This is a genomic window from Cohnella silvisoli, assembly GCF_021190915.1.
GTDB lineage: Bacteria > Bacillota > Bacilli > Paenibacillales > Paenibacillaceae > Cohnella > Cohnella silvisoli.
On the sequence record NZ_JAIOAP010000011.1, the window covers coordinates 153,414 to 172,167 of the forward strand.

20 protein-coding genes are annotated in these 18,754 nt (G+C 45.2%); 14 read left to right on the forward strand and 6 right to left on the reverse strand.

Annotated features, from left to right (window positions below; translation table 11 throughout):
• Positions 1-4 precede the first annotated feature (4 nt).
• The 5 genes from K7P76_RS20350 (at position 5) to K7P76_RS20370 (ending at position 4,791) form a co-directional block, all read left to right on the forward strand.
• Positions 5-1,288, forward strand: coding sequence for an MFS transporter (locus K7P76_RS20350; protein ID WP_232187146.1), 1,284 nt, complete (start codon positions 5-7; stop codon positions 1,286-1,288).
• A 30-nt stretch (positions 1,289-1,318) separates the two neighbouring features.
• On the forward strand, positions 1,319-1,903 hold the full coding sequence (locus tag K7P76_RS20355) for a sulfite oxidase-like oxidoreductase (RefSeq protein ID WP_232187147.1): 585 nt from the start codon (positions 1,319-1,321) through the stop codon (positions 1,901-1,903).
• A 163-nt stretch (positions 1,904-2,066) separates the two neighbouring features.
• Positions 2,067-2,366, forward strand: a complete 300-nt coding sequence (locus K7P76_RS20360) for a DUF7677 family protein (RefSeq protein ID WP_232187148.1) — start codon at positions 2,067-2,069, stop codon at positions 2,364-2,366.
• Positions 2,367-2,653: 287 nt separating this feature from the next.
• Entirely contained in the window at positions 2,654-3,712 is a 1,059-nt protein-coding gene (locus tag K7P76_RS20365) for a zinc ribbon domain-containing protein (protein ID WP_232187149.1), read from the forward strand.
• 356 nt (positions 3,713-4,068) lie between these two features.
• Complete coding sequence (locus tag K7P76_RS20370; RefSeq protein ID WP_232187150.1) at positions 4,069-4,791, forward strand: hypothetical protein; 723 nt, start codon at positions 4,069-4,071, stop codon at positions 4,789-4,791.
• A gap of 196 nt (positions 4,792-4,987) precedes the next feature.
• Here K7P76_RS20370 and K7P76_RS20375 read toward each other — a convergent pair whose 3' ends face one another.
• From K7P76_RS20375 to K7P76_RS20385, 3 genes are read right to left on the reverse strand one after another with little or no spacing between them, the layout of a single operon-like run.
• Positions 4,988-5,893 carry a polyprenyl synthetase family protein gene (locus K7P76_RS20375; RefSeq protein ID WP_232187151.1) on the reverse strand — a complete coding sequence of 302 codons (906 nt, stop codon included), beginning with the start codon at positions 5,891-5,893 and terminating at the stop codon, positions 4,988-4,990.
• Between the two features lie 11 nt (positions 5,894-5,904).
• On the reverse strand, positions 5,905-6,546 hold the full coding sequence (locus K7P76_RS20380; RefSeq protein WP_232187152.1) for a response regulator transcription factor: 642 nt from the start codon (positions 6,544-6,546) through the stop codon (positions 5,905-5,907).
• Positions 6,543-8,852: a sensor histidine kinase gene (locus K7P76_RS20385; protein WP_232187153.1), complete on the reverse strand. Its 2,310-nt coding sequence runs from the start codon at positions 8,850-8,852 to the stop codon at positions 6,543-6,545. Before K7P76_RS20385 ends, K7P76_RS20380 begins: the two co-directional genes overlap by 4 nt.
• A 78-nt stretch (positions 8,853-8,930) precedes the next feature.
• Between K7P76_RS20385 and K7P76_RS20390 the strand changes: the two genes are divergently transcribed.
• The 4 genes from K7P76_RS20390 (at position 8,931) to K7P76_RS20405 (ending at position 11,431) form a co-directional block, all read left to right on the forward strand.
• Entirely contained in the window at positions 8,931-9,134 is a 204-nt protein-coding gene (locus K7P76_RS20390; protein ID WP_232187154.1) for a hypothetical protein, read from the forward strand.
• A gap of 223 nt (positions 9,135-9,357) precedes the next feature.
• On the forward strand, positions 9,358-9,741 hold the full coding sequence (gene sda / locus K7P76_RS33500) for a sporulation histidine kinase inhibitor Sda (RefSeq protein WP_309244779.1): 384 nt from the start codon (positions 9,358-9,360) through the stop codon (positions 9,739-9,741).
• Between the two features lie 571 nt (positions 9,742-10,312).
• Positions 10,313-10,564 (forward strand): hypothetical protein, encoded by a 252-nt coding sequence (locus tag K7P76_RS20400; RefSeq protein WP_232187155.1) that lies wholly within the window; start codon positions 10,313-10,315, stop codon positions 10,562-10,564.
• A 126-nt stretch (positions 10,565-10,690) separates the two neighbouring features.
• On the forward strand, positions 10,691-11,431 hold the full coding sequence (locus K7P76_RS20405) for an NAD-dependent protein deacylase (RefSeq protein WP_232187156.1): 741 nt from the start codon (positions 10,691-10,693) through the stop codon (positions 11,429-11,431).
• Positions 11,432-11,505: 74 nt separating this feature from the next.
• Here K7P76_RS20405 and K7P76_RS20410 read toward each other — a convergent pair whose 3' ends face one another.
• Positions 11,506-11,895: a rhodanese-like domain-containing protein gene (locus K7P76_RS20410; protein WP_232187157.1), complete on the reverse strand. Its 390-nt coding sequence runs from the start codon at positions 11,893-11,895 to the stop codon at positions 11,506-11,508.
• Positions 11,896-12,137: 242 nt separating this feature from the next.
• On the opposite strand from K7P76_RS20410, the gene K7P76_RS20415 reads away from it, so the two are divergent.
• From K7P76_RS20415 to K7P76_RS20435, 5 genes are all read left to right on the forward strand, one after another.
• Complete coding sequence (locus K7P76_RS20415; protein ID WP_232187158.1) at positions 12,138-12,506, forward strand: IDEAL domain-containing protein; 369 nt, start codon at positions 12,138-12,140, stop codon at positions 12,504-12,506.
• A gap of 190 nt (positions 12,507-12,696) precedes the next feature.
• Positions 12,697-13,674 carry an aldo/keto reductase gene (locus K7P76_RS20420; RefSeq protein ID WP_232187159.1) on the forward strand — a complete coding sequence of 326 codons (978 nt, stop codon included), beginning with the start codon at positions 12,697-12,699 and terminating at the stop codon, positions 13,672-13,674.
• A gap of 106 nt (positions 13,675-13,780) precedes the next feature.
• Positions 13,781-14,062: a HesB/YadR/YfhF family protein gene (locus K7P76_RS20425; protein WP_232187160.1), complete on the forward strand. Its 282-nt coding sequence runs from the start codon at positions 13,781-13,783 to the stop codon at positions 14,060-14,062.
• A gap of 113 nt (positions 14,063-14,175) precedes the next feature.
• The gene (locus K7P76_RS20430; protein WP_232187161.1) at positions 14,176-15,144 is read left to right on the forward strand and encodes an aldolase catalytic domain-containing protein; all 969 of its coding nucleotides are present in this window, start codon (positions 14,176-14,178) and stop codon (positions 15,142-15,144) included.
• A 172-nt stretch (positions 15,145-15,316) separates the two neighbouring features.
• Positions 15,317-15,919 carry a hypothetical protein gene (locus K7P76_RS20435; protein WP_232187162.1) on the forward strand — a complete coding sequence of 201 codons (603 nt, stop codon included), beginning with the start codon at positions 15,317-15,319 and terminating at the stop codon, positions 15,917-15,919.
• On the opposite strand, the gene K7P76_RS20440 is transcribed toward K7P76_RS20435, so the two are convergent.
• Both K7P76_RS20440 and K7P76_RS20445 read right to left on the reverse strand, forming a co-directional pair.
• The gene (locus tag K7P76_RS20440) at positions 15,916-18,372 is read right to left on the reverse strand and encodes an MMPL family transporter (protein ID WP_232187163.1); all 2,457 of its coding nucleotides are present in this window, start codon (positions 18,370-18,372) and stop codon (positions 15,916-15,918) included. The two genes, K7P76_RS20435 and K7P76_RS20440, sit on opposite strands and share 4 nt — an antisense overlap.
• Positions 18,369-18,680 (reverse strand): hypothetical protein, encoded by a 312-nt coding sequence (locus tag K7P76_RS20445; RefSeq protein ID WP_232187164.1) that lies wholly within the window; start codon positions 18,678-18,680, stop codon positions 18,369-18,371. Before K7P76_RS20445 ends, K7P76_RS20440 begins: the two co-directional genes overlap by 4 nt.
• Between the last annotated feature and the right edge of the window lie 74 nt (positions 18,681-18,754).

Below are 18,754 nucleotides of genomic sequence, written 5' to 3' on the forward strand. Positions count from 1 at the left end.
CTTGATGGGGAGATTTTTCAGGGGATTTCGGCAGACGCTGGCAATTCGGCAAAGCGAGTCGGAAAACCGCAGAGGCTTGCGTATTTCGCTAATCGAAGGAATACCCGCGAATATACTGGCCAACTTATTGGGCGGTCCGCTTCAGACCGTTTATTTGACCTATCTCGGATTCACGGCTTTTCATATCGGTTTAGTATTGGCGATACCTCCCTTCGCTTTGCTCGTTCAAATATTCATTGCTTTCGCCATGCAGACATGGCACAATCGCCGGGTTTTCATGGCTCTGTTCGGAATCATTCATCGAATCTTGTGGATAGGTACAGGACTTATTCCGCTTACCTTTTCGGAAGATTCATGGATTCCGATATATATTGCCTTATGGCTAAGCTCTATGATCTTTGCTCAGGCCTGCGGCGTCATCTGGACTTCGTTAATGGCGGATGTTGTTCCCCCGGCGATAAGAGGCAAATATTTCGGCATTCGCAACACGATCCATTGGGCTGTCGTATGCATCACTTTGCTAGCTGGCGGTCAGATCATGGAGTGGCTGCCGGGCACCCAAGGCTTCACCGTGTTGTTCTCGGTTAGCGCGGCGTGCGTCATCTGGAACGGATGGGCGTTGTCTCGATATCCGAATCCCCCGTTCCAGCCATCGGAGAGCGGCAAATCTCTCAAAATGTTAATCAGACCGTTTTCTGATCGGAGATTTCTATCGGCTACGTTTTTCATATCCTTATTCGTTCTTCTGATGAATATCGTTATCCCGCTATTTTCATACGTTATGCTAGAAATTATCAATCTAAGCACTAGCAAAGTAACCTTGATTATTATGCTGCAAAATTTAGTGATGATGATCAGTTACTACTATTGGGGCTTGTTAAACAGCAGATATTCTACGAATACGTTGCTATTATGGACTTTTCCGCTTATCGCGGCCTCTTGTGCGGTGTGGGCGGGAATGGCGATACTGCCCGTTATGCTCATCTTGATCGTTGTACATGTGCTGCTTGGCTTCGGTTTCGCCGGATATAATTTGCTAGTGTTTAATTTCTTGATCGGAGATTCGCCAAAGTCGGAGAGACCGATGTACGTAGCCGTATTCTCGGCTTTCACCGGAATCGCGGGGTTCATAGGACCGGTTGCGGGCGGTTGGTTATATGACCAAGCGGCGAGCGGACCGTTATGGTTGCAGACTTACGGGCTGACCACTTTCGCGGGCGCGGCTTTATTGGTTTTGGCGCTCGTTTTGGCCCCGTTTGTATTTAAGGACCGTCGCGGTCATAATTGAAATATCAACGTGGAAGGACGTGACATCATCATGGAATCCCAAAGATCCATCAAAGACCGCACGCCGCCAGGTCAGCGTTTAACGGATGGTTTTCCGGTACTGCATCATGGGGATGTGCCTCATTATCGGGATTTAAGCAAGTGGGATTTGAAAATATTCGGTCAAGTGGAGCAACAAGCGGTTATTCCCTATGATGAATTTATGAAGCTGCCGCGCCGAGAGTACGGCAACGACATTCATTGCGTGACTACATGGTCCAAACTTGATAACGTATGGGAGGGATTCCCGGTAGCCGCTGTAATGGAACGCGTGAAGCTGAAGCCCGAGGCCAAGTTCGTCATGCTTCATGCCGAGCAAGGATGGACGACTAATTTGCCTCTTGCGGATTTTCTGCGGGACACATCTTTCTTTGGAATCAAGCATAACGGAGCTGAGCTGACGCCCGAGCACGGCTATCCTGTTCGCATGGTCGTCCCTCATCTGTACTTCTGGAAAAGCGCCAAGTGGTTGCGCGGCATCGAATTCATGGTTAAAGACAAGCCGGGGTTCTGGGAACGGAATGGGTACCATATGTATGGCGATCCCTGGCAAAGCCAGCGCTACGATTTTGATTAAGTTGTCATTGAACATAGTAATCACAAAAAAGAGCGCTTAATGCGCTCTTTTTCTTGAATCAATAATTGATTAAACTAAAGGGCAAGATAGTGCGAATGATGCGAGAAATTATAATCAATAAGCAATTGGTTTCGGATATCTTAATAATTATTTGGGGGCCACTATGCAAAAGTTAAGTAATTCCTTCAGTAGAGCACTTAGAACATTTTCCTACTGGATAGCAAATGGTACTGTGGGACTACCAATACTTGAAGGTATTGATTATTCTTGTATATTTGAAGAACCGAGTGCTTTAGAACAAGCTTATGCCATTTTTGCAAATGTTATCGAGATGGATGAAAAAGGAATAGTTTGCAATGCCAAATATGCAGAAATGAGGGCAGCACAGTTTATTCGAAGTTATGTTGATAATAGTTATAAGGTTAAGCCCGAATTTGAAGGTTGGGAAGTTGCACTTTATTAGAGGGTATTAAGTATTGAGCTAATGGGTACTTTGGTTTATTGAAGTAACGGGCAGGACTACAAGTAACACTAGGCCGATTATTGTGTCCACTATCTTGTCTAAGACATTGAGCAGTAGACCAAAAATGTCATATCAAAACCGGTGCCCGAGCTTTGGAGCGCTGATTTTTTTGTTTCCCCGGGGCATACTCGCTAAATATATTTTTCAATTTTCTGGAAGTCTCAAAGGAAAAGTGAGAACCCTTAGCGAATAATGTTGCATCCACTCTAAATACCGAAGGTGATCCAATGAATTTTTGTCCACATTGCGGGGCTAAATTAGAGATTAAGTCGAATTTCTGTACTTCTTGCGGAAATGGCCTTCAATCTTCAGAAGTAACACCGAAACTAAAGAGAACAACTTCGGTTGTCACCGTAACCAAGAAAGAACCGAAAGAAAAGAAGGTGCCAACACCGTACGTGTTTGGACTGACCGGCATGGTTTTGTCTGCGGCTATTGCACTTGGCTTATTGAGCCTGGGCGACTTTGAACTTTATTCCTTCTCTTTATGGTTTGTTATTCCTATAGGTGGGATCGTACTTGGCATAATTTCAACGTCCGTTTATTTTTGGCGAATCGTTAAAAAGGGATTTAAGCCATCAAAACATCATTATATCATCGCAGCGGCGATGGCAATACTCACATTCTTTTTCATTCAGTACGGCGAATATCGAATGACCTACGTGGATGAGGGTAAGGAAATCAATCATCAATTTGATGGTGACCATATCAGTAACTATATGGACCAAGATGATAATGCCTTCACATTTGCGCATTACGTCACTTATAAGCTCAAAAACAGTAATTCTAGTTTATTGTACCGCGGCAGGGAGATCAGCGAGATTGACTCGTCCGCGGGGTATAATCTATTCAGTTGGATTTTGGACCTTGTCGGGTTCCTCTTAGGTGGCTTATCCTCGGGTTTATTATCAATCTCGGGGAAAACGCATTGTACGGCTTGCAAGCGCGCATACGTAAAGGAACATAGGCTGGGAGAGCTCAGTTTAGGGAAAGTAATTGAGACCCAAAGTGGACTTGTTCATGTCATTGAATCTAATAATTTTCCCGCTTTTATCGAAATGATCAATCGAGAAGATATTTTCAGTAACAACGAAGCCGAGGTCCATGAGGAGACATATGTAATCAAAATTGGGGCATGTCCAAACTGCCAGCATGGATATGTTATTATGAGATATTATTCTAAGAATTCAGAAGGCGAATACGACGAAAACGAATCTAAGAAAATCGTCATTCCGATTACGGATGCTTTTGCATCAGAAGCGATCTCTTATGTTTCTGCAGCTTGATTCAGTTATCCATTAGTGTACAGAATGTTCTATGCAGGCAGGCATCGGAGTTTTAGTTATATTAAACATTATGGCGTACAGCATCTTACCGCAAGCATCTCTTTATAGGTCCGAATTTCCTAACTGAAAATTTCAAATGCGGGTGAAGTGTTTTTTTGCGTTTTCAATTCAAGTTAGATGATTAAGCTAACTGGGAACGTTAGCTCAATAAGCACGAAGAGACGGCAGCCGTAACATTCGGCTGGTCTCAACAAAGGGCAGGATAGCTTAATTGTAATCCGCGGAACTCGTACTAAATGTAGTAATATAGGGTTTAGTAACAAAAAATTAAACGTTCATTTTTGAGGGGCAATCTCATGAAGAAAAGAAAGAAAATTAGGGATTTAATATATGTTAGCAGTGAGTATCAGACGAATTGTTTTTATTCGTATGGAGTAGAATTTCATGAATTTATGGACTGTGTAGATAATAGACCAGAGAACTTATTGCTACTAAAACATAATTTTGATAGTGCACAATTGAATCAATATTCTAGATTTGATTATGTTACAAAGCAAGAAATTAATGAATTAATTGAGGATAATGTTTATTGCTACGGAGATTTTTGTTGGGTGGACTTCTCGAAAGAAGAGGATTTGGATGCCTTAAGCAACAATCATATTGCAGAATTATTGTTTTTTGGTCATCTTGCTAAGCCATTACATAATATCCCGAAGGAGAGATTTGCCTATTTTGCACATGACGATGGCTGGTTTAACAAGCTCTATGTTACAGAACTAAATGATTATGAAATTCTTTTAGCCAGGATTATTGCTTTGAAACTTCATAAGATTACTGGAAGAAAAATATTTGCTATCCCAGAGGACATTTCATCGTTACTTATAGACTACACAAGGGATGGATTATTTATTGATTTATCAAAAGTTATAAAGAGTAAAGTTGAATTAAAAATACCGATAACCACAATCGGACATTTCACGGATATGGACAAAGTCTACGACATTAGAGACGAAATAAGTGATTACACTGTTTGGTTAGTATATTCAAAAAAGTTATGGAAGCTAATGAAAGAAGACTGATTTCATCTAATAATTCAGAGGTAGCCAGATCATTTGGCTTCGATTTCTCTATCATAAATCAATGTTTTGATTCAACTAACGGGGAACGATAGTTGTATAAAGTACGTCGCCCCCTTTAAGGAGCAAAGGTACGATTTCGACTGAAGGATGTAAAAAAGCGCCTCCGGAATTTCATTGCCGGAAGGCGCTTATTTTATCACCCGAAGGTGATCTCTTTAAACTTTTCTTTCCATGGAGAAACGGCCGGAATAGCTTGAAATAATTCTTCGGCTTTATTGGTGTATAGAATCTGGATCACTTTGGAGTATTCGATACATCCGGAGTCCTGAATGTACTGCATGCATTCCGTCTTCATCTGCAAAAACTCATCCGCATTCATTTGTCCCACATAGAATTGTTCGATCGGCGGAAATTCCTCATTGCTATCTGCCAATAGGAAGATGATTGGCAAAGTTCGTTTCTTCTGCAGGAGATCGTTTTTTACGTCATACCGGAGCAAATCGTTCACATCGTTCCCGATCTGGGCGATCACGCCTATACAGTCCGCCAATTCATTTATTCTGTCCGCGGTCTCACGGTCCAAGCCGTCGATTAGGGAGTAACCCATGAAACAAGCCAAACGGATCAACGATCCGGATTTACTCTGCACCATGTCGAAATAATCCGCTTCGGTGTTTACGGATTGGCTTACATCTTTGTGTTGCCCCTCAACGGACCGGGCGAGCAGCTTGCCGATTTCGTTGGGTATTCGGGAATGTCCAACCTCCCCGATTTCGGCCATGAAAATGGCAAGCATGGAGAGAACGGCATTCAAAGCATGCGACTGGGGACACTTCATCCATGGCTTCGAAAAGTTATCCTGATCTTGCAGGTCATCTACGATATCCAGAGACAAGATTATCATTTCCGTCAGAGCGGCAATCCGCTCGATGAATGGTGAAGTGCCTCCTAGCATGTAATGGGTATATATCGTCATGGATGACCATCGGGAGTTCTCATCCGTCTTTTCCTGGATGCATTCCTTTAACATCTTCTTCAGTTCTTCATCCTGAAAATGCTTGTCCACTCTATGCAGCATGTCTTCAAGCACGCCTCTGTTCAATCGGTTTCCCCTCAGCTTTCCTCGTTGTCCTGTCTGTTTTGCACAAACCTTCTGATCGCTTGAATTCTGTTCTGGACACCCAGCTTATCGTATATTTTCCTCAAATAGTTATCGACTGAACGTTTGCTGACATGAATAGTTTCGGCGATCTGATCATATGTCGCCCCGCTGACCATCATCGACATCATGCGGACTTCCTCGTCCGTCAACAACGCGGGATTGGAGGCGTCCGGGGAGGAAAGCTTGATTTTGTAGAAGATGGAGTGAGGCAGCACAATATGGTTGTCCAGAATGCAGGCTACCATATGTTTAAGTGTCTTCTCGCTCGTTCCTTTCGAGATGATTCCGCTTACCCTAAGCTCGAGTAATTTATGGACTAAATCGGATACATCCACACCGGTGAAAATCACAATATGCGCATGTGGAGAGATGCGTTTGATGTGCTCCGTCAATTTCGTTCCCGATTGATCCGGAAGCTGGTAATCAAGGAAGATCAATTCCGGGTTGTACGCTTCGACAAGCTCGATACACGTTCGGCCATCGTAAGCTACACCGACCACCTGAATCCGATCCATCTGCTCCAACAGCTGCTTAGTCGCTTCGGCCATCAAAGGATGATCGTCCACCACAATGGCTTTGATGGTCTTCGTCATGCCGTCCGCCCTTCTTTCATCGGGAATGCTGCCATGAATTTCATACCTTGCCCTTTGCCTGAGCTTAACTCAAAATGGCCGTTCAGAGACAAAATCCGGCTTTTCATATATTCCACGCCGGTCCTCGAAGCTCCGATTTCCCTTAGCACAGTGTCACCGGTGTCGAAGCCGACGCCGTCATCCTCGTAAGATAACACAAGACGTGATGCCGATGCCGAAATTTCTAGTTTGATTATGGAGGCCTGCGAATGTTTTTTGGCATTGTTCAGAAGCTCTTGTACTACGCGGAACAGGTGACGTTTCGTTTCCATGTCGCATGCTTCAATGAAGTACGCCCTCGCCGATTGAAACTCGATTTTAAAGTCAGCTGCGACAGCCTCCAGTTCTACCAGCTTCTCAATTGTTCTAATGAGGCCGATTTCTTGCAGTAGAAAAGGGTGCAATTCGAAACAGCTCTGCCGCAAATTCATGTTGATAATATCGATGTAATCGATGATCCCGTTCATTTGGGCTAGATCTTCCGGATTGAAATCGTATTTCTCCATGAGGGAGGTGCATCTTCGCTTGAGGAAAAACAAATCTTGCATCGTAGTATCATGAAGATCGTTGGCTATGCGCACCCTCTCCTTCTCCTGCAGCTCGAACATAAGTTTACGGAACCAAGCGAAATCCGCTGACACCCCCTCTTGCGGTATGTGCGCGGCCAGTTGCTCCAGCTTCATCGTAAGCTTGCGGATCAAATGAATATTTTCCAAGCTGACGGCCAAATACGAAATGATGAGATTCAACCATTGCGTCTCTTCAAATCCCAAATGCGTATTCGTCTTCTTCCGAGTTAAAATCAGATAGCAGGTATACTCCTCATTATGAACGAGTTCGTAGCGGGTGTACGAGGGATGCTCCAAAACATCAGATGCGGCTAATCGTTCCACCTCGTTGGCATCGATGTCCCCTTCGCTGATCACCTCTTCGGAATCTTTGTAACGGAACACAATGGCACCTCCGAATACCTGCAAAGTCCGAATAATATCGATCAGGATAATATCCTTCAACTCGCGGAAACTGGAGATAAGTCCTAGTTTTTTGGCGATCTTCTTGAGCGATTCCTGCAAACGATATTTTCTCGGAAACATAACGCGTTCGAGACTGGTCGTGAAGTATTCGAGAGAGTATAAAATCAAAGAAAGTAAGACGACACATAGAATAAAGGAGATGAACAGTCGGCTTGCATCCGATTCCTCAGGATACAGGAGGGAAATTACCCCGACAATCACGCTGCTGGGAAACAAGGAGAGCGCCGATGTTAAGGTGAATCTGCGAACAACCAAATCGATATCGTACAGTTTTTTTGAAGCCAGTAAATAGGTGAACGAAAGAGGGAAAAACAGGACAGCCCAACTCGAATAGAAGGAATCTACCCAGTAATACCCATACAATATTCTAGGAATAAAAGAAAAACAGATCAGCGGTGTAAAAGAAAGGATCAGAGACACCCATATCATCTTGATAAGGATAGAAGTATTTTTGTTTGATTTCCGGTACCTAATAAAGATATAGAATAAAAAAATCAAGTTCAGAAAAACTCCGAGAATAAAAAAAGGGACCATGATCATGCTAGTTGCCACGTATATATAATAGGTTGCATTTGTTATTATCCATAACCAGTATACAAGAAAGGTAAGTGGCACTATGGCGAACAAATAGCGAAGAAATCGATACGGTAGGTTCAAACCGCACTTTTCTTTGAAAAATATAATAAAAAAGTGCAATAAAACAATGGGAAGAAGCATTAAACAAGTACCGATTAAACTTTTACCTAACAAGTCCCCCCGGATTGAGGCTCCAAGGCTCATAAATGTGACACCGATATTAAAAAATAGAAAGGATAAGTGCTGTGCCGATCTTGATGAAGGCATCCATTTACATAGCAACGCGGCTACGAACAGACTGAAGACTTGGCCTGACAGACCCAACGTATCCGACAATGAAATCTTCTTGAAATTATTTGTATCAATCTTGAACTCAACACCATTTCTGGAGGCCAAGATGGTTTCCGCTTGTTCAAGCGTTTTCCATCGAATGACGGAAGAAAATTGATTGACATCCTCTTCGTTCACTTTAAGTATAATGTCCCCTAAGTTCAAGCCTGATTTTACTTTTCCATCTACTCGGATAACGGTCCATTCATTATTGGTTTTTTTCAAATCCACTCCGATATAAGCATAACTAGCCATAATATAAACGAACCATAGTTGGATGGGAATAAATAGATATATCAATATTTTTACTAACGATCCGAATTTCATCGTTTCCTTCTTCTCCTTTGTCGAATCTTGTAATATAATAGCTTTGTATAATAATCTATTAAGGCGGGATGGTTGGTTATGACAACGTTGGCTTGGTCTCCTGCATTGCGTCATGAGGTAAAAAGACTTAAATTTCTCAGAGTGTACGAAGATGAGCGCTCCTTGAGCAGTATCCAGCAAGCAGGCGGTTCCTTATCCGATCAAGAAAAAAGAGCGGTGGACAAAACTTTTTCCGCAAAGGCAAGTGATCAAGCAAACACATCTTACGATTACTGGATGTAACTAAAAGAAACTCGTAAGTCCAAACGAGGCCGTCTATTAATTTATAATAGACGGTCTCTTTTTTTGTTCTCCTAGTAGCTCGCTTGCATGCTTATGCAAACTTTTTTTGCATCAACATGCACTAAAAATGGGATGACCCTCTTAGTGCTTAGCTATATGATAATAATATACCACATTAACATTTTTTACCTTAAAAATTTGAGGAAAGGCGGGATCAAAAACGATGAATGTGGACCATGAGAATGACCGTCAATATATCATTCTTGCCGTCCAAACGGTGTTATCCTTGCATAAAAACAATTTATCGATAGATTCTCGGACAATCCAGGAAATATCGGAGGATATCGTGAGGAAAGCTCAGATGTTCAAGCGGATATCCGAGGAAATAGAAAGTGAATCAGAAAAACAGGGGAAGACGTGGGGAAAGTTGTTGCGCAAATTGAGTGACGAAGCGTTGATGGATAGTTACTATGAGGCAAACAAGCTTTTGCTGGAGGAAGAATTTATCGCATTATTGCTTGAGGAAATAAATAGAAGAGGAATCGACGTCGACTCCGTCCGAAAAAAACATCTTGTCCTAAATAGGGAGATTTCCATAGACTCGTAATTGAGACAATTCAGTTCGAAGTTATTATAAAAGAGGCACGGGCGTGATTTAATCGCTTGTGTTTTTTTGTTATGTTTTAGGACGCGAAATGATATTTGAGCGATTGGCTTAAAGAAAAAGGTTCTTTCTTGTAGGAAAATATTGTTATAATTGTTATGAGGTGATTCGATTGGCATGGAAACTATTCGACCCAAGTGGCGCCTATTTAACAGGGGACATCATACCTTTTACCCAAAAGGATTTTGACTTGGTTCCCCGCCATAAAGGTAATTAATAGTAAGAGAGGGGTGTGTGTATATCGACTCAGTAGAAATCGCGTCACACAGCCGTCAAATGCCGAATACTCAAAGACATTTTGTGAATTTGGCTGACATTATGTTTGCGTTTGCAACGAAGTATAGTTTTGACCGAGAGCAAGATGGATACATATCCTTAATCCCGAAAACCGGACTGAGCTCCCATTATCAAAAAAAGTACAATGCCTATCCTACAGCCGGGCTTCTTTGGGGGATTACACCTATTGTTACCGGTAAGTTGATTGGGTTATACTATATTTAAGGAGTTGATGCACATGGCAAGACAACGAAGAGGATTAGGAGTACGGGTAGGTCTTTCAACGCGACGCTCAGTCATTAAAGCTTTTCACGGCTTATTGGCAGTGCCGAGACCGATAAGCTACACGGACGAACAACTCAATGCTGATCTTCGTGCATCTCGGGAGATAATGATACGTGAAAGCAGCGAGGAAGCGATATTAGAGGCGAAGCGGATGGCAATGCAGCATATCTCAACCGTAGAAGGTCGGAATGGCGCACGCATATAATGACGAACCGCGTGAACTCGCTTAGCGCGGGTTTTTTTTGTAGTTGGATTTGCTTAGCGTAGATAACGGGATAGTGAAAAAATGAATACCATCAAATAGACTTATGCTAAACCAAGGGCGTGAATCATGAATTTTAGTGAATTAAAGCGCACTGTTCAAGAAAGCGATAATATCGTTTTTTTTGGTGGGGCAGGAACCTCGACGGAAAGCGGGATTCCTGATTTTCGTTCGGCAGATGGCTATTATTACATCAATAAAACTTCAAAATATACGCCAGAAGAAATATTGAGTCGCAACTTTTTTCTTGAACATACAGAAGAATTTTATCAGTTTTATAAAAAGCAAATGATTTATCCGAATGCGAACTATAATCCGGGTCACGAGGCTTTAGTTGAATTAGAATTTAGAGGTCAACTAAAAGCAATTATTACACAAAACATAGATGGGTTACATCAGATGGCTGGCAGCCGCAATGTCCTTGAATTGCACGGCTCGATTCAAAGAAATCACTGTATGAACTGTGGAACTTCTTACTCTTTGAAATATGTGTTAAATTCCATGAATACAGTACCGGAGTGTCAACAATGCACCGGGATTATAAAGCCGGATGTGGTTTTATATCAAGAGGAGTTAGACACGAAATTATTACAGAATGCGAAATCGTATATCGCTGAGGCCGAAGTTCTCATTGTTGCTGGAACTTCCCTCACTGTGCAGCCCGCTGCAGGATTAATACGGCATTATAGCGGTGACAAATTTATTCTAATTAATAAAAGCGCTACACCTTTTGATGGAATTGCAAATTTCATCATTCCAGATCGTATTGCTAAAGTCTTAGCGGCATTGATTAGTCATAATGTCGATTAACGAAAAATAGCGTTCCCCACCATGGGAAACGCTATTTTTGGGATCAAACATTTTTGAATATATGAAAACAGTATTTACTCAACCTCAAAGCCAGCGGCTTTCCACGCTGCTGTGCCTCCATCGATATAAGCGACGTCCGTAAACCCCATTTGTTTCAACAGATAAGCGCCTAGCGCTGCTTGTCCACCGGCTCCGCAGGTTACGAGCACAGGCCGGCTTCTATCGGAGAGGTCCGAATCGCGGAAATGCTCTGGAAGCTCTAAATCCGCGCGGATCGGCAGCATTCCTAACGAAATGTTTTTGCTGCTTGGAATCAATCCGCATGCTCCTGCAGCATCCGCATCCTGTACATCGACAACGAAAGTGTTCGGGTTAGCTTTGATTTTCTCGCGAGCCTCGGCCGAGCTCACTCCTGGAACGTTAGCGCGTGCTTCTGCCACCATTTGCTTAAAAGTAATTGCCATTCCAAATTCCTCCTTAAATTAAGTAACTGTTTCTAGATTAATATAGTTCATGCTCCATCACAAGAGAGTCACATAGTCACACACTTGACAACAGTAACTGTAACTAGTATTATTACAGTAAGGCAGTTGAAAATAAGGCGACTAGCAGAGAAAGAGAGCTCATCGTCGTTTTTTTTAACTGAAATGTAAGGGATTTTGTTACAGTTTGCGCATTATATTTTTCCGGATGGGTGGTGTAGGAGATGAAAGTTGAAGTGAGCGATTGGGTGCAAGCGAAAACGAACAACGGAGAATTGATTCATGGTTTTATCGATGCAGTGGATGAGGCACAGAGAATGGCTAACGTGATCGTCGTTAAGTCGGATAATGAAGAGTCGATAGGGAAACCTATCGCCGTGCGAGAACAATGGTTGAGGAAGCTGCCGGAATACGCGATTGAAGATGAGGGATCAATCCAAAGCCTGATCGATGTTGCTTTATCGACGAGGGATGAGCAATGGTTTAATGAACTTACCGAGAAATTAACGACCATTCAACGGAATACGCATACGGGTAATAATAAACCCGTTGCTTATCCATCTTCTACGAATCAATTAGGATATCCGGTCTGAAATAGTGGACATAACAGAAAGTAATTGGGGATAAATAAGCGTAATAAGGAGAACCTCTTCTCGAGAGCGGAAGAGGTTCTTTGGCATGATTGTTTACTAAGTACGCTTGAGTATAGTTCTTTTGCCGAGTGTTTGGTTTCGCTATAATAAGAGAGGAAATCAATTTCTATCCGATTAGGAGGATCATTTCGTGAGTATTAAACTACCTTTGAATAAGCACGGCTTCGAGTCAAGCCAACTCGTTCTCGGATGTATGGGTCTTGGCGGGGGATGGAACAGCAATCCTATTACGGCGCAGGATCTTAAGCAGGCGCACGCGGCCGTGGATGCGGCATTATCTATCGGAATCAACATGTTCGACCATGCGAATATTTACGGGTTCGGCAAGTCCGAGCAAGTATTCGGCCAAGTGCTGAAAGAACGCCCGGAGCTGCGGAAATCGATGATCGTGCAATCCAAGTGCGGAATCAGACCCGGAACGGACGATTATCCGCGGACGCGCTTCGATTTTTCCGAAGAGCACATCTTGACTAGCGTTGATGCAAGCTTGAAACGCCTCGGCATCGAGAAACTGGACATCTTATTGCTGCACAGGCCGGATCCATTGGCGGATCCGGAAGAAGTGGCTGAAGCGTTCAATAAGCTTAAGGCATCCGGGAAAGTCGGAAGCTTCGGCGTTTCCAATATGAGCGCAGCGCAAATGCAATTGCTGCAGGCAGACTTGGACGAGCCGCTCGTCGCCAATCAACTGGAGCTCAGCTTGCTGAAGCTGGATTGGCTGGATTCGGTCGTTCATGTCAATCAAGAAGAAGGCAAGCTCTCTTCCTTCCCGGAGGGAACGGTTGAATATTGCAGGCTCAACAATGTTCAGATCCAAGCTTGGAGCCCGTTGGCACGAGGGGTATACAGCGGCAAAGACATCTCCGAAGAGAGCGCGACGGTACAGGAGACGGCAGCCCTAGTTGCCCGTCTTGCCGAAGAGAAGAACACGACACGGGAAGTCATTACCCTCGGTTTCCTGCTTCGTCACCCGGCGAACATCCAGCCCGTTATCGGAAGCGCAACCCCGGAGCGGATTGTAGCTTGCGGTGGAGTTCACAAAAACACGTTGTCGCGCGAGGAATGGTACCATCTATACGTCACCTCTCGTGGACACGGTTTGCCTTGATGGCAGGCTAAGCAAAATAAACGAGCTTTCCTCCGCGGAAGGCTCGTTTCTTTATTTGCAGAATGGATGTAAAATGTAAGAGTACCCAATACGGAGAATAGAGGTGATGGAAGTGGAATTAATCGTAACGCCTTCCGCGCTGTCATGCTTCAAAGGGGAATGGGGATTCAGCGACGGAGAAGTCATTCGCGTATTCGTACGTTACGTTAGCGGTGGAGAGGTTCCATTTGCATTCGGCATTACGCGAGATACTCCATTAGATGCCGCTGTCACGACTGTCGCCGAGCTCTTGACTTTTTACATGGAAAGCAAGGACGTTTGGTTCCTGGAAGGCAAAAGTCTCAAGATCGATTGCCTGGGCGAGGATATCGTATTTCATTTCGCATAATGGCCTCAGTTGACAATGCAATAGAGGTAGCAAAGATAAACGGTTTGTTGTAAACTAATAATCATTATGTCGAGAAAAGCATACGCAAGCAGAGAAAAGGAGATTTAACGAACATGACGGTACATAGCAAAACGAGTCATTGCAAAATCGTGGATTGCACGGTTCGCGATGGTGGCCTCGTCAACAACTGGGATTTCAGCGTTGAGTTCGTGCAGGATCTGTACGAATCGTTGAATGCATCGGGCGTCGAGTACATGGAAATCGGCTATAAGAATTCCCCTAAATTGCTGAAAAGCGAAGGCAATGAAGGTCCATGGCGGTTTCTGGACGATGATTTCCTGCGCAAAGTGATCCCGGTAAAGAAAAACACCAAACTGTCCGCGCTAGTAGATGTTGGCCGCGTGGATGAAGCGGATGTATTGCTTCGCAGCGAGTCTATGCTGGACTTAATTCGCGTTGCTTGCTACGCGCGCGATACGGCTAAGGCGATCGAACTGGCAACCTTGTTCCATGAGCGCGGATATGAGACGACCATCAACATTATGGCTCTGTCAGGCGTTATGGATAATGAGCTGAATGAATCGCTTGCTATGATCAACGAGAGTCCGATCGATGTCGTGTACGTCGTCGATTCGTTCGGAAGCTTGGATCCCGACGACATGCGCTTCCTGGTGGAGAAATTCCGCCGCTCCCTTAAGAACAAGCGTCTTGGTGTCCATACGCACAACAACCTTCAGCTTGCGTTCGCGAATACGTTAACGGCAGCCCAATTGGGTGTGGAATTTCTCGACGCTTCCGTATACGGCATGGGTCGCGCCGCAGGCAACACGCCGACGGAGCTGTTGCTTGCCAAGCTCACTCGTCCGGAATACAGCTTGCGCCCGGTGCTCGGCATGATCGAGAAGCATATGATCAAGCTGCGGGAGAAGGAAGAGTGGGGTTATCTTATCCCTGACATGATTACCGGCACGTTGGATGAGCATCCGCGTTCGGCTATGGGATGGCGCGCGTCAGAGAAACGTGATCAGTTCACGGATTTCTACGACAAGATGACGACGCCGGAAATATTTCACAGTAAATAAGAACGTTAAATGTATGAAGGAGCCGACCGGCAAGTCGCAATGACTTGGGGTTAGCTCCTTTTTGTTGCGCCGAATAGGCAAGCTAATGCTGACCCTATCAATTGTTTCTCGACAAAATTCGTTCCTTACGCTATTCTTTTGACAAAAGATGGTCTGTTGGGGAGGGATTGAAATGAAGGACGAAGCCGGAGAAGGGTACACCGTAATTTCCCGGTTAAGAAGCCGCAAAAGTTTGCCGTCTTTATCGCCGGACTATGCATGGCATCCCCGATTGGATGAAGATATCGCAGCCCTATCGGAAGAACGATTGGCCGACGGACGCCCTGACGGCTTAATGTCTTCCCAAGCTTGGAAGGCAGCGCTGCATCTATGGAATGACAGCTTGGCTGCGGCGCATGAGCTAGTCGAGCATCTGGAAACTCCGTCAGGCGCGGCTCTGCACGGAATCATGCATCGGAGGGAAGGCGATTTCGACAACGCGAAATATTGGTTCCATCAAGCGGGCGATCATCCGGCTTTTCATGGTCTGCAATCAAGAGCGGCTAGCTTTCTGCGAGAGCAGAACATCCCTAGCGGCCCGCTGAAGGAAACGTTCGATAAAATGGTGATGCAGGGAAACTGGAATCCGTACCTTTTCATTAGCGCAATAGCCATTCAAGAAAGCCGTTACGGCGAAGAAGAAACGCGCAGCTTGTTGGAACACATTCAACAGTTGGAGCTTGAAGCGTTGATCCGTTTTCTCGAAGGTAGAATCGGCTTAAATAGCTTGAACTAATCCGCCTTCTTTTTACGAAACGGCCACCAATTGGCCTCTCCGAGCAGGAAAGCGAATGCCGGAACGATTAATGCCATGAATAGAGCGGCGTACAGCAGCAAACCGATTAAGGTACCCACTCCGATCTGAACAAGCGTGTCAACGCCCGAGAAGCTGAGGGCACCGAACGTTCCCGCCATAATGACGGCTGCCGAGCCGATGATTCCGCCGGTAGTTCTCATCGCTTTGTCCATCGCCATAACCGCTTCCCCGGGGCGATATTCTTCTTTGAACCGAGCCATCAGGAAGATGCTGTAATCGACCCCAAGCGCCACGATAATGAGGAAAATAAAAAAGGAAACCGTCCACGATAAACCCGGAAATCCTAATATTTTCACAAACAAAAACTCCAATAAACCCATCGTAATCAAATAGTTAAATCCAAGCGAAATAAGAACGTATAAAGGTGCCGCGATGGAACGAAGCAAAACGACTAACACGATGGCAATACCCGCGAGCACGAGCAATCCGGTTTTTACAAAATCACGGTAAGAAATGTCGCGCAGCTCATTGTACTTGGCCGAAATTCCGGTGGCGAACGCTTCCGGACTTTCAAGCGCGGTCGCATTCAGGCTTTCGCGAAGCTCCTGCGTAATTCCTTGAACCGCATTCAACGCATCGGAGGAATAGGGATTCGGTTCGAGAATAAGCTCGAACTTCGTCGTTAATCCATCCGGTGAAATATAATAGTCTAACGCTTGTTGTTTGCGCTTGGCTGCGGCACGCTCCGCAATGGCTTGTTCCTCCGTCTTCTTCTCTGGTTTAGAGACGCGTTTCATCCCGTCTAGCTGGGAAGCGAGCAATTCGCTTAAAGCGCCTTCCAGTTGCCGGATAGCCGGCCATATTCCGATATAACCCTGGCTTAGCGGAGCGGCTCCCAATGCTAACGCTTTAAGCCCTTCTAATAAAGATTGTTGTTGCTCCAATAAGGATTTGATGATGGAGTTGACATCGGGACTTTTAAGCTGTCCCGGGACCGTCAGCTCTTCCGGCTTATGTCCGAGAGGGCGAACGGCGCTTCTAACCTCTCTTACGCCCTGCACTCTCGTCAGTTCGGAGCTGGCCTGTTCCAGCGCGGCAAGTCCTGTCGGGGTGCGCATGGATTGCTTTGAAGTAATAGCCATCGTAACGGGGAATACTTCACCCTGGCTGAACGCCTTTTCCACTTGACGGAAACCGATCACGGACGCAAGAGCGGGGCTCATCTCCGAGATGTCGTCGAATGAGCGTTTGCCATGAAAGAGCAGCGTCAAAGGCGCGAGGAAAATAACTGCCGACAATAACACCATAACCGATCTCTTCGAAGCTAAGGAGGCGAGATTTCCCCAAATCCTTGAGTCATCGTGTCCGTTGGAGCTTGCTTGACGCAGAGGCCAAAAAATCGCTTTGCCGAATATGAGCAGCAAGGCGGGAGCTAGCGTCATAGATGCGAAGACGGTTACTACCATGCCTATGGCTACGCCAATCGCAGAGCGGTATAAGCCGAACTCTGCGAGACCGATGATAAGAAAGGCGATAAAGACGGTGCTCGCTGAGTAAATAATCGTTTTTCCTATCCCATTCATCATTCTGGACATGGCGGCTAGTGCGTTGCCGTCACCGCCTGACAGGAATTCTTCGCGATATCTCTGGATCATAAGGATGCAATAGTCCGTACCCGCTCCGAAAAGCACGGCGATGAGGAAGGATTCGGTGAAATGGGAAACCGGAACTCCGATTGCAGTTGCCGCTCCAATCAAACCTCGCGAAATGACAAAGCTGATCCCAATCGTGACAAGAGGAATAAGGGGAGTGACCGGCGATCGGAATACGAATAGTAAAATGACGAGCACGATACCTATAGTCAGTATTTCCGTTCTATGTAAACCGTTCTGAGAGGATTGCTGAAAGTCTTGGGATAGCGCTGCGCCGCCTGTCAATGCGGCCATCGTTCCAACCGGAGAGCTCTTGAGCAATTGTTTGAGCTGGTCCAGAGTCGTTCTCGTCTCATCCTGGAAGTCGGTCGTGGGCAAGTTGACGATAGCGAGCATCGTCGAACCGTCCTTGCTCAGCAATCGTTCGGCGAGTTCCGGCTGCGTCTGGGCCGTTAGCAAGCTGGTGATATGCAATTCTTCTTTGCGTGACTCTAATTGTGCTAGAAAATCGCTCATCCAGCTTTTATCCGCATCCCGTAATCCTCCCTTCCTTGAAAGAACGATTACCGCATTCGAAAAGGATCGCGAAGCCGGATTAATTTGCTGCAATAGCCTAGTCGCCTGAACGGACTCGGCGTTGGCTGGCAGAAACTTCTGTTCCGTATTGCGCACGACCGTTTGCAGATCCGGCAACAAGAAGAAAGAGAGGGAAGCTATCACAATCCATCCAACGAGAATAGCCCATCTCAGCTTGGATATCCATGTCATCCATTGATTCATGGCTGCCCGTAGCCCTCTAATTGTCCATCCCCTCGAATGGCGGCGGCGAGATGCTGCGGGTTAGGATGGAAAAATGCCCTTCCCCGCATCTGGCGCCCCCCGATCGTCGTTGCTTTCACGTCGACTCCGATTTCATCGGAATCCGCGAACTGTTTAAGAAGATTCTCGTCCGTCATGCCTTCAACGTCGATGAACCACAGGCGCGTGCCATATTCAGAAACGATCATGAGCTTGGCGCGTGAGAATGCGAGGCTCCAAGTTGCAGGCCCTTGATTAATGGCGAGATCCGCCAAGTCGTATGTTTCCACTTTTGAACCAATCCTCCCTTGCCGATATTATAATTGTAACGTTTTATCCGAAAAAGTTGCAAATCATAGTTGTG